Source organism: Halanaerobium sp. MA284_MarDTE_T2 (assembly GCF_003337245.1).
In the GTDB taxonomy this organism is placed as follows: domain Bacteria; phylum Bacillota; class Halanaerobiia; order Halanaerobiales; family Halanaerobiaceae; genus QPJE01.
Genome location: NZ_QPJE01000026.1, coordinates 16,622 through 27,384, shown reverse-complemented (window position 1 = coordinate 27,384; position 10,763 = coordinate 16,622). Strand labels below are relative to the sequence as shown.

Here is a 10,763-nt window from a genome sequence, read left to right as displayed (position 1 = left end):
TAGTTCTAGATCATCTTCCTCTAATCCCAATTCTTCTGCTATTTCTGTTATTGGCTTCATTTCTGCTGCCTGTGCTATGGCTATATCACTTTTCATCAATAATCATCCCTTTCTAATTTTGTTTTATAAATTTTTTTATAAATTTTACTTTATTATTAAAAAACGACAAACATTATTGTTCTATTTTAATAAAGGATTTAAACAACAAACAAAATTTAGGGGGAGCAGTCAAGCTGCCCCCTAATTTTAACATTTATTCAGCAAATCTTTCTTCTGCAACTCTAATTTCAGTCAGCAGTTTATCCAATATTTTAGAACCTGTTTCACCTACATCATTTCTGTATTCTTTCCAGACAGTTTTTGCAACTTCTTTAAATGCTGCCTGCTCTTCTTCAGTTAATTTATTAACTATAAGTGAAGGCTTATCTTCTAACATCATATCCAGTCTTTCAGCATTAAGTTCTTTCTGAACATTAAAGATATAATCTGTCATACCACGTGCTGTTTCTGTAATCATATCCTGATATTCCTTAGGTAAAGAATCATAGAACATCTTATTAACTACAACACCGGTAATAAATGGAAGCTGTTTAGCTTCTGTCAGATAATCCTGCTGCTCATAGAATTTCATCTCCTGATTGGCAAAATATGGCTGTACCTGTGCATCAATCATATTAAGCTGCAGAGCACTGTAAATTTCGGAATAAGCAAGTCTGACAGCATTTGCACCATATGCCTGATAGTTTTTAATAAGGATCGGATCACCCATAACTCTGATCTTGACACCTTTAAAATCTTCTGGTTTTCTCAAAGGTTTATTTGAAGTCCAAATCTGCCATCCTTCATGAAAAACAGAAAGAAGTCTCAGATTTTTTTCAGTATACAGTTTTGACATATCCTGATAGATTGCTTCACTATTTTCCATTACATATTTATTGGTTTCCAGATTATCAGACCAGACATAGTGAAGTGAAAATAATCCTGCTTCAGGTATTGTGGTAGCAAACCAGCTTGGTGTTGAAAATGCAAATTCTAAAACACCATTCATAGTCTGCTCAGAAATATCTCCACTGGTACCAAGAGTACCATAAGGGAAAATATTTATCTGAACATCTCCATTACTTTTTTCTTCAATTCTTCTTTTGAATTCCTTAGCCCACTCATGCTGAACACTACCTTCTATTTCTTCAAGAGCAATTTTCCAGTTGAACTTTGCCGCTTCAGCACCGTAAATATTTACTGCTGAAAGCACCATTACTGCCACCAAACTAAGTATTAGAATATGGGAAAACTTTTTCATTAAAATTTCCTCCTTTAATTTTTTGATTCTCCACTGATCTACTCAAAACAAAAACTGCTGATTTTTTTTGCTCACCCCCTTTAATTATTAAAATAGTTCAAGGCACCTAATACATGCATTTTAATACCTGTTAATAGTGTATCTTCATCAATATTAAATTTTGGATGATGATGTGGATAATCTGTACCTTTCTCTTTATTACCTGTACCTATAAAGAAAAATGTGCTTGGTACTTCCAGAGAAAACTCTCCAAAATCTTCACCGGCAAGATTTGTGTAATCCACAAGATTTTCTCTACCAACAATTTTTTCTGCTGTTTCTCTTGTCTTTTTTACCATCTCCGGATTATTATAAACAGGAGGGCTTGCTGCTACATAATTTATCTCATATTCTGCCTGATGAGTTCGGCAGACTTGTTCAACTATCCGTTCAAAACGCTGTTTTGGTTTTTCTATACTGTTTTCATCATCACGATAAAGATAACGGATTGTCCCCCTTAAATCAACTTCTTCAGGGATAATATTTGTAGCTGTTCCTCCATTTATCTGGCCAAACATAATAACTGTTGCTTTTAATGGGTCAATTTCTCTGGACTGTATAATCTGTACAGTCTGAATAATATCAGAGGCAGTTATGATTGGATCAATTGAAAACTGTGGAGCAGAAGTATGACCACCTTTTCCAGTGATTTTAACCTCAAACTCATACAGACCGCCCATAACAGCACCATCTGATACTGCAATTTTTCCACTTTCTATTGGGGTCCAGAGATGTGCAGCAAGTGCTGCATCAACATCAGGATTTTTAAGCACCCCTTCATTGATCATTACTCTAGCAGCTTCTGTTTCTTCATTGGGCTGAAAAACAAATTTAATGTTTCCTTTTATCTGATCCCTGTTTTCGGACAGAACCTTTGCTGCTGCAAGAAGCATAGCAGTATGGCCGTCATGACCGCAGGCATGCATAACTCCTTCATTCTGTGATTTATATTCAACTTCATTCTGTTCAGTAATGGGAAGTGCATCCATGTCTGCCCTCAGCATAAGTGTTTTTCCATCTTCTTTTACCTTAAGCAGCCCAACCACACCTGTTTTTGCCACTTTTTCTTCAACTTCAAGACCACACTTTCTGAGATATTCAGCAACAATCTCAGCAGTTCTAAATTCTTTAAATCCCATTTCAGGATGTTTATGAAAATCACGTCTTAATGATATAACTTCATCTTCCAGTTCTTCTATACGCTTCAGTATATCCATTTATTGTCCACTCCTTAATAACCAAATGCAAGATCTCTTAAGAACAGTGCTACTTGTGGGAAGAAAATTAGCAAGGCCGAAACCATCAGCAGCATTGCAATAAATACTGGTGTTCTCTTAATAACTTCAAAATATGGCCGTTTAAAGACTGCTATAGCCGTAAATATATCACAACCAAATGGTGGTGTTGCAGATCCAATAGCTGCCTGCAGTGTTACCATTGTACCAACAAGAACAGGATCAATACCTAAAGACGTAACAACAGGTTTAAAAATTGGGGTCAGCACCATGATAACAACAATCGGATCAACAAACATACAGCCGATGAAAAACGCAACTCCTATTACAAATAATACCCATGTCTGAGTTGGAGCAGGACCTATTATACCCGGCAGTATAGCCTGTGGAATTCTGGCCAGAGAAATAAGCCAGGAAAATGCGGTACCTGCACCAACAAGTATAAATACCACTCCTGTTACAAGGCCTGTTGAAAGTGCAATATCTCTCAAATCTCCAATCTTTAAATTTTTATAAATTACTATCTCTACTACTGCTGCATAAAATACAGAAGCTGCAGCTGCTTCAGTAGGACTAAAAAATCCAGAATAAATACCGCCAATTATAATGGCTGGAAATCCAAAAGGAATAAGTGCCCTTCTTGTTGCCTTTTTTCTTTGTGACCAGTTTGTTTTTGGAGCGGCAGGAATATTCTTTCTTCTGGCATAAATATAACTATAAACAGAAAACATAAAAAGTGTTAATAAACCAGGTCCAATACCTGCAATAAACAATTCTCCAATAGATGTACCACTAACAACTCCATAAACAATCATACCAATACTTGGAGGTATTAAAAGTGCAATATCACTTGAATTTATTATCAGAGCTGTTGTAAATGAATCATCATATCCACCTCTCAAAAGGTGAGGCCGCATTGTACCTCCAATTGCAACAACAGTAGCCTGAGTTGAACCAGAGATAGCTCCAAAGATTGTACAGGCTGCTGCTGTAGTGATTGCCATACCACCTTTTATATGTCCAACAAATACTCGAACAAAATCAACAAGTCTATTTGACATTTCTCCAGCTGACATAATATCAGCAGCTAAAATAAACATTGGTACAGCTATCAGAGAAGCCGGCAGGATGCCAGCAACCATCTGCTGAACTAAAATCATGGGATCAAATGCTGGAAAATAAACATGCATTATTACAATTGGTGCAGCAAGAAGCGGTATCATCATGGGAAATCCTAAAAATAGCAGTACCGCCATTACAGAAACCATTAAAGTTAACATTTAGATTAACGCCCCCTATTTCTACGAATTTTCTTCATTATCTGTATATTTTAAACCATCATCACCACTCATAGCAGTTTCTAAGTCTTCATATTCTGATTTTTCTTCAAATGAAATCCATACATCGTCTTCAATTATATTTTTTACAAAAGCAAGTGTATAATGAAGAGCTGTCATCAAAAATCCTATCGGAACCCAGGCCCAGATTAAAAATAGAGGTACTCTCAATACAGGGCTTACTCTCTGGTACACAAAAACCTGTCTTACATAAATATATGATAAATAAGTCATATAATACATTATTACAGCTGTACCTAAAGTCATCATAAATGTAAGTATTTTTTTCCACTTATCATTTGTAATATCATATAAAGCAGACATCCTGATATGTCTTCCATTTCTGGCTGCATAACTGGTTCCCAAAAATGTAATAAATACAATTAAAAACTCATTGATTTCTGTTGCAAATGAAAGACCGTATCCAAAAAAGTTTCGCGATATAACATTAACTATAGTTAGTGCGGCCATGACAAGCACTCCATATGAAAGTATGAACTCTTCTAATCTCTTGATAGCTCCATTTAATTTATCTAAAAATCCCATTTACTGCACCATCCTTTCGTTCAGAGATAAAATATGTTAAAACTTATTTAACAAATAATTTTCTGGGAAAATCAACAAATGTTTCACAGCCATTTTCAGTAACCACAAAAGGTTCACTGCATTCAAATCCAAATTTATCAAGCCAGATGCCGGGCATAAAGTGAAATGTCATTCCTGGCTGCAATATTGTTTTGTCGCCAGGCCGCAAACTAGCAGTATGTTCTCCCCAGTCAGGAGGATAATTTAAACCATAGGCATATCCAACTCTGGATTCTTTAACAACTTTACTTCCAGAAATTGATTCTCTCCATTTTTCTTCCACCTCTTCACAGGTAATACCGGGTTTAATAAATGCAAGTGTTTTGTTAAGTCCATCAACCACAACTTTAGATATTTCTGCCAGATCTTCCGGCACATTACCTATGTAAACAGTTCTGGATAATGGGGCATGATATTTATTCTTACTTCCGGCAAGTTCCAGCAGTACTACATCTCCTTTTTGATATTTCCTATCTGTCCATGTTAAATGAGCAGTTGAAGTTCTTTCAGCGGAAGGCATTATAGGTGCAATTGCAGTATAATCTCCGGTAAACTCTTTTGTACCACTAATCTGAGCCTTAAATACTTCTGCAGCTGCATCACCTTCTCTAACTCCAGGCTCGATTATATCGATTGCTTTCTGCATTGTTTTTTCAACAATCTCTGCAGCCATATGCATATATTTAAGCTCCTGTGAAGATTTAATCTGCCTTACAAGGGGGACCAATTGATTGGCATCTTTTATCTTAACCTGATTAAGATTATTTTTTATAGAGTTAAGACAGCGTGGGGTAAAATAATAATTATCCATTTCAACCCCAAGATAACAGTCTTCATATCCTAGTTCTTTTAGAATATCAGACATATAATCCATTGGATGTTTTGTCAGAGACTGAACGTAATCATCCTGATACCCGCGGATATTTTCTTCCTTCAGCCAGGTTGTCAGTCTGGCACCATTACTGTCCTGTTCTCGTCCAAACCAGATCGGTTCTTCTCTATCCAAAAAAACCAGCACACCCTGATGTACATAAAATGACCAGCCATCATAACCGGTTAAATAGTTTAAATTAGCCGGGTGTGAGGCAAGCAGGACCTCAATCCCATCTCTATCCATCTTTTCTTTAACTTTTTTTAATCTTTTTTTGTATTCTTTTTTTTCAAAAACAGGCATTTTTAGCTCCTTTCTACTTAATTTAAGCTTTTAAATAATTTAGTGCAATAAGTGAATGTAAAGCTGCACCCTGATGTAATCTTGCTTCATCAACATCAAAATTTGGGTTATGGTGTGGATAATGACTTCCTTTTTCTTCATTACTAATACCTAGAAAAATAAAAACACCTGGTTTGTCCTGCAAATAATATGAAAAATCTTCACCAGACATTACTGGCTTACCTTCCTAATGTTGGCTTAAAACTGACATAAAATCTTCATTTGAAATATTTTTACCAGTTAAAACTACTGCTATCTTCTCACCAGAATTATTAATCTTATCTGAAAGCAGTGCCGCTGTTCCTACTGCTGCAGCACCTTCGACAACAAAATGATCCTTATAAAAAATATGCCTCACAGCTGCACTGATTTCATCTTCAGTGACTAATACTATTTCATCAACATATTTTTTAACCATTTTAAAAGTATATTTATTATCCAGTAAAATCCCTCCCTGTAAGCTGTCAGCTAGAGTATCGACTTCATCAACTTCTACTTCTTTATCAGCTTTTATGCTTTCATACATAGCAGCTCCTCGATCCATTGATACTCCATAAACTTTACAAGCCGGATTTATAGATTTTACTGCTAAAGCTATACCACTTATTAAACCACCTCCACTTAGAGGAACCAAAATACTATCTATATCAGGAATTTTATTTAAAATTTCTGTTCCAATTGTTCCCTGACCAGCAATAATATATGGATCATCAAAAGGAGGAACCACTGAACGTCCTTCTTTACTTCTTAACTCATCAGCTTTAATTTTTGCCTCATCCTGACTATTTCCATAAACTATAACATCTCCACCAGATTTTCTAATTCCCTCTTTTTTATTTTCCGGAACATTTTTGGAAAGACATACTTTAGCATCTATTCCCAGCTCTTTCGCTACATGAGAAACTGCTCTGCCATGATTTCCGGTAGAATATGTAACTAAACCATTTTTCAATTTATTCTCAGACAGGTTCAAAGCAAAGTTGCTGGCTCCTCTTAATTTAAAACTACCTGTATCCTGAAGAAATTCTAGTTTATAATAAATTTCTTTACTGAGCTTTTTAGATAAATCAATACTTTTAAATAATGGAGTTTTCCGTGCTATTTTATAAACATTATTTTTTGCCAGATAAATATCTTTCAATTCCAACTTTTTTGAATTCATTTTTTAACCCTCACCTCAGTAAAATGTTTAAGCTTTAGCTATAACATCAATTTCTACATCCAAACCAGCATCCAATCCTTTTACTGCCATTGCTATTCTAGCCGGTGGGTTATTTCCAAAAAATGTTTTATATACCTCATCCATTTCTTTTTTATACTTCATATCTGAAATATAAACATTTACCTTTAATACTTTTTCCATACTTGAACCTGCAGCTTCAAGAATATTTTTAGTATTTGTTAAAATTAGCTCGGTTTGCTCTGCCACTGTTCCGTGAACTGGTTTTCCGGTTTCGGGATCATCAGCTGTTTGCCCTGATACAAAAATTAAATCTCCAAATTTAACTGCCTGTGAATAATTTCCAGGTTCCGGTGCATTTTCTGTATAAATAATTTCTTTATCCATTTTTTAACCTCCTGAATATATTCAATAATTTTAATATTATTCTAATTCTCAATATTTAATTTGTTTCTATAAAGATCAAATTTAAAATCATATTTTTCAATATTTATGTGAATATTTGAAAAGTTTGTGAAATACATGTCGTTTGTATAATGTCGACAAATATTTTTAAAAAAAGACAACCCTCAGCTGCAGCTTTCAACTTTCTGAGAAAGGGTTATAATATGATTTCTTAAAGATTCTTTTGCCTTTTTACAGTCTTTTTCTTTTAAGGATTTGATTATATTAAAATGTTGCTTAGCTGATTGAACCAAATTCTCTTCTTTTTTGGCATCTATCAGCATTGCCAGCTGAAGCTGAAAATACAGACCGGTCAGTATTTTTATTGTCCATTTGCTTTCTGATTTTTTCCACAAATGATGATGAAAAGCAACATCTCTTTTGTTAACTTCAAGAACTTTTCTGTTTTCATCTTCAGTACTTTCTGCAGTTTTAATCATGTCCTGAACAAGTCCTTCAAGATAATCAAAATCTTTTTCATCCAGTAAATCTTCATTAATTATTTTTTCTAATAGTCTATTTTCCAGCATTATTCTGATATTAAAAAGTTCCTGTATATCTTTTTGACTTAACTGAATTACAAATGAACCTTTTCTTGGAATTGTTTCAACCAGACCCTGATTTTCCAATTCTTTAATAGCTTCTCTTACTGGAGCTCTACTAATATCAAGCTCTTCTGCTATCTGCGCTTCAAGAATACGGTCTCCTTCTTTATAATTTTCCAGAAATATCTCTTCTTTAAGATATTGAACAACCATATTACTTAAGCTGCTGTGTGAAAAACGTTCCTTAATATCCATTTTTATCCCCCAGCAATCTTCTTTATTATAGAATAATTTTTTACAAGTTACCTACAGGTTACCGATCTGTCAATCGCTAATATAATTATTCTATAATAATCTTCAAAATCCTGCCTTATTGTGAATTTTGTGCCCCACCTGACAGCCTGCCAGGCGAGGTACAACAAATCAAGTTTTATTTGGTAAATAACTTCTTTGGGAAATCATAAAATTCTTCACAGCCATCCTCAGTAACTCGAATAGCTGAACTCATTTCAAACCCTATATCATCCTGCCAGATAATAGGTATTAAATGGAATGTCATATTTTCTTTTAAGACAGTTTTATCATGAGGACGCATACTGGCGGTCTGTTCTCCCCAGTCAGGTGGATAGTTTAATCCAAAAGAATAACCCAGACGAGATGCATCTACAAGTTCACCTTTTGCAATAGAGTTTCTCCACTTTTCTTCTACTGCTTCACATGTAACCCCAGGTTTTATAAAGTCAAGAGTTTCTTCCAGACCTTCAACAACAATTTCAGTAATTTCTTTCATTCTTTTCGGAGGTTCTCCCAGATATACTGTTCTTGCCATTGGAGCATGATAGCGATTATAACATCCAGATAGTTCTAAAATTATAGGTTCATTTTTTTCGTATTTTCTATCAGACCAGGTTAAGTGTGGAGCATCTATACCATCACCGGCCGGCATAAGTGGTACAATTGCAGGATAATCTCCACCAAAATCATCTGTTCCACTTATCTGAGCTTTAGAAATTTCTGCTGCAGCATCACATTCTCTAACTCCAACACCTACTGACTCTATACCGGTCTGCATAACTTTTTCTGCTATTTTACCGGCTTTTTTCATAAATTCAATTTCCTGTGCAGATTTAATCTGTCTTACCATGGCAACAAGTAAATTGGCATCTTTAAATTCTGCTTTAGACAGATTTTCAGCAAGAATTTCATATGTTTTATGGGTGAAATAGAATTGATCCATTTCCAGACCTATTGTCTTATCTTCCCAGCCTTTCTCCTCAATTACATCTACCATATAATCAACTGGGTGTTTTCCTATCGGAGAATGAACATAATCATCTGCATAATTTCTAATATTCTCACTGCTCAAATATGTTGTCACTTTAGCAGCATTAGCATCCATATTTCTGCCGATCCAAACAGGTTCTTCCTGATCTAATGAAACCAGTACACACTGATGTACATAAAATGACCAGCCATCATAACCTGTCAGGTAATTCATATTTGCAGGATGAGTAGACATTAAAACATCTATACCTGCTTTTTCCATTCTTTTTTTAGTCTTTTTTACTCTGCTTTTATATTCTGATTCACTAAAAAGCATATATTTCCTCCTTTACTCTATACCCAGCCTCTCATTTCTACAGCATGTGCAATTTTCTCTAAAGCTACTATCCAGGCACCTATACGTGGTGTAGTATCATATTTTTCTTCTGCTGCTCTTGCCTGTGCATAAGCATTTAGAATCTGCTTTTTTAACCTTTTTTCTACTTCATCCATATCCCAGTAATCATCTGTTATTCCCTGAATCCTTTCATAATGGCAGACAATTGCTCCACCTGCATTTGCAACAACATCCGGAATAACCTTTATTCCTTTGCTGTTTAAAATTTCTTCTGCTTCAGGGGTTGTTGGTCCATTTGCAGCCTCTACAACCATTTCTGCCTTTATATTATCCGCATTATTTTTATTGATAACATTCTGCACTGCAGCAGGAATCAAAAGATCACATTTTGTTTCTAAAATATCTTTGTTAGATATTTCTTCTGCACCTTTATATCCCTCTAATACTCTGTTTTCTTTTACATATTCCTGCATTTTAGGAATATCTAAACCATTTTTATTATAAAAACCACCGCTAATATCACTTACTGCTATAACTTTTGCACCTGCATCATAAAGATAACGTGAGATTGTGGCGCCAACCTGACCAAATCCCTGGACTACAACTTCTGCACCTTTCAGTTCTATTCCTTCATCCTTACAGGCTGCTTCAGTTACATAGAATATTCCCTGACCGGTTGCTTCAGCACTACCGACTGTACCTCCCATAATTGAAGGTTTATCATTGATTGCATGTGGATTATGTTCTCCAGTAATCTGCTCATATTCATCCAGCATCCAGGACTGTGTTCTATAATCAGTACCAATATCTGCACCAGGAATATCAACATTTGGACCTTTAGGCTTTAGATTTCTAATAAATCCTCTTGTCAGCCTTTCTAATTCCCATTCACTTAATTTAGATGGATCAACCTTAATTCCACCTTTTCCACCACCTGCAGGTACACCCGACACTGCATGTTTAATTGTCATAAATAGTGCCAGAGCTTTTACTTCGTCCATTTCCAGATTAGGAACAAATCTTGTTCCATCCCTAGTTGGCCCAAGTGCATCATTATAATGAACTCTATATGCTGTAAACAGCTTAAAACTTCCATCATCCATCTTCAGAGGAATTGAAAAATCTATAATCCTTTTGGGTCGTGATAAATATTCCATTACTTTAGGGTTAACATCTGCTATTTTTCCTGCTTTCTGGAGAGAATCCATAGCAGATTCAAATACATTATCCATTTTATTACCTCCTTGTGTATTGTAAACTGTAT

11 protein-coding genes are annotated in these 10,763 nt (G+C 35.1%); all 11 read right to left on the bottom strand.

Annotation, left to right across the window (positions count from 1 at the left end):
* Positions 1-253 precede the first annotated feature (253 nt).
* Positions 254-1,300: a TRAP transporter substrate-binding protein DctP gene (dctP, locus tag DFR78_RS09850; RefSeq protein ID WP_114458674.1), complete on the bottom strand. Its 1,047-nt coding sequence runs from the start codon at positions 1,298-1,300 to the stop codon at positions 254-256.
* An 80-nt stretch (positions 1,301-1,380) separates the two neighbouring features.
* Positions 1,381-2,556 carry a M20 family metallopeptidase gene (locus DFR78_RS09845; protein WP_114458673.1) on the bottom strand — a complete coding sequence of 392 codons (1,176 nt, stop codon included), beginning with the start codon at positions 2,554-2,556 and terminating at the stop codon, positions 1,381-1,383.
* 14 nt (positions 2,557-2,570) lie between these two features.
* Positions 2,571-3,854, bottom strand: coding sequence for a TRAP transporter large permease (locus DFR78_RS09840; protein ID WP_114458672.1), 1,284 nt, complete (start codon positions 3,852-3,854; stop codon positions 2,571-2,573).
* Positions 3,855-3,875: 21 nt separating this feature from the next.
* Positions 3,876-4,457 (bottom strand): TRAP transporter small permease, encoded by a 582-nt coding sequence (locus tag DFR78_RS09835; protein ID WP_114458671.1) that lies wholly within the window; start codon positions 4,455-4,457, stop codon positions 3,876-3,878.
* Between the two features lie 43 nt (positions 4,458-4,500).
* Complete coding sequence (locus DFR78_RS09830) at positions 4,501-5,670, bottom strand: M24 family metallopeptidase (RefSeq protein ID WP_114458670.1); 1,170 nt, start codon at positions 5,668-5,670, stop codon at positions 4,501-4,503.
* 22 nt (positions 5,671-5,692) lie between these two features.
* Positions 5,693-5,881, bottom strand: a complete 189-nt coding sequence (locus tag DFR78_RS09825) for a M20/M25/M40 family metallo-hydrolase (protein ID WP_114458669.1) — start codon at positions 5,879-5,881, stop codon at positions 5,693-5,695.
* A gap of 15 nt (positions 5,882-5,896) precedes the next feature.
* Positions 5,897-6,871 (bottom strand): hydroxyectoine utilization dehydratase EutB, encoded by a 975-nt coding sequence (eutB, locus tag DFR78_RS09820; protein WP_114458668.1) that lies wholly within the window; start codon positions 6,869-6,871, stop codon positions 5,897-5,899.
* A gap of 27 nt (positions 6,872-6,898) precedes the next feature.
* Positions 6,899-7,276, bottom strand: coding sequence for a RidA family protein (locus DFR78_RS09815; protein ID WP_114458667.1), 378 nt, complete (start codon positions 7,274-7,276; stop codon positions 6,899-6,901).
* A 182-nt stretch (positions 7,277-7,458) separates the two neighbouring features.
* On the bottom strand, positions 7,459-8,133 hold the full coding sequence (locus DFR78_RS09810) for a GntR family transcriptional regulator (RefSeq protein ID WP_114458666.1): 675 nt from the start codon (positions 8,131-8,133) through the stop codon (positions 7,459-7,461).
* Between the two features lie 175 nt (positions 8,134-8,308).
* Positions 8,309-9,478 (bottom strand): M24 family metallopeptidase, encoded by a 1,170-nt coding sequence (locus DFR78_RS09805; protein WP_114458665.1) that lies wholly within the window; start codon positions 9,476-9,478, stop codon positions 8,309-8,311.
* Between the two features lie 17 nt (positions 9,479-9,495).
* The gene (locus tag DFR78_RS09800) at positions 9,496-10,731 is read right to left on the bottom strand and encodes a Glu/Leu/Phe/Val dehydrogenase (RefSeq protein WP_114458664.1); all 1,236 of its coding nucleotides are present in this window, start codon (positions 10,729-10,731) and stop codon (positions 9,496-9,498) included.
* Positions 10,732-10,763 lie beyond the last annotated feature (32 nt).

Bases quoted from the DNA above. Each gene is read 5' to 3' on its own strand.
- dctP (WP_114458674.1), bottom strand. From the start codon at position 1,300: ATGAAAAAGTTTTCCCATATTCTAATACTTAGTTTGGTGGCAGTAATG.
- DFR78_RS09845 (WP_114458673.1), bottom strand. From the start codon at position 2,556: ATGGATATACTGAAGCGTATAGAAGAACTGGAAGATGAAGTTATATCA.
- DFR78_RS09840 (WP_114458672.1), bottom strand. From the start codon at position 3,854: ATGTTAACTTTAATGGTTTCTGTAATGGCGGTACTGCTATTTTTAGGA.
- DFR78_RS09835 (WP_114458671.1), bottom strand. From the start codon at position 4,457: ATGGGATTTTTAGATAAATTAAATGGAGCTATCAAGAGATTAGAAGAG.
- DFR78_RS09830 (WP_114458670.1), bottom strand. From the start codon at position 5,670: ATGCCTGTTTTTGAAAAAAAAGAATACAAAAAAAGATTAAAAAAAGTT.
- DFR78_RS09825 (WP_114458669.1), bottom strand. From the start codon at position 5,881: ATGTCTGGTGAAGATTTTTCATATTATTTGCAGGACAAACCAGGTGTT.
- eutB (WP_114458668.1), bottom strand. From the start codon at position 6,871: ATGAATTCAAAAAAGTTGGAATTGAAAGATATTTATCTGGCAAAAAAT.
- DFR78_RS09815 (WP_114458667.1), bottom strand. From the start codon at position 7,276: ATGGATAAAGAAATTATTTATACAGAAAATGCACCGGAACCTGGAAAT.
- DFR78_RS09810 (WP_114458666.1), bottom strand. From the start codon at position 8,133: ATGGATATTAAGGAACGTTTTTCACACAGCAGCTTAAGTAATATGGTT.
- DFR78_RS09805 (WP_114458665.1), bottom strand. From the start codon at position 9,478: ATGCTTTTTAGTGAATCAGAATATAAAAGCAGAGTAAAAAAGACTAAA.
- DFR78_RS09800 (WP_114458664.1), bottom strand. From the start codon at position 10,731: ATGGATAATGTATTTGAATCTGCTATGGATTCTCTCCAGAAAGCAGGA.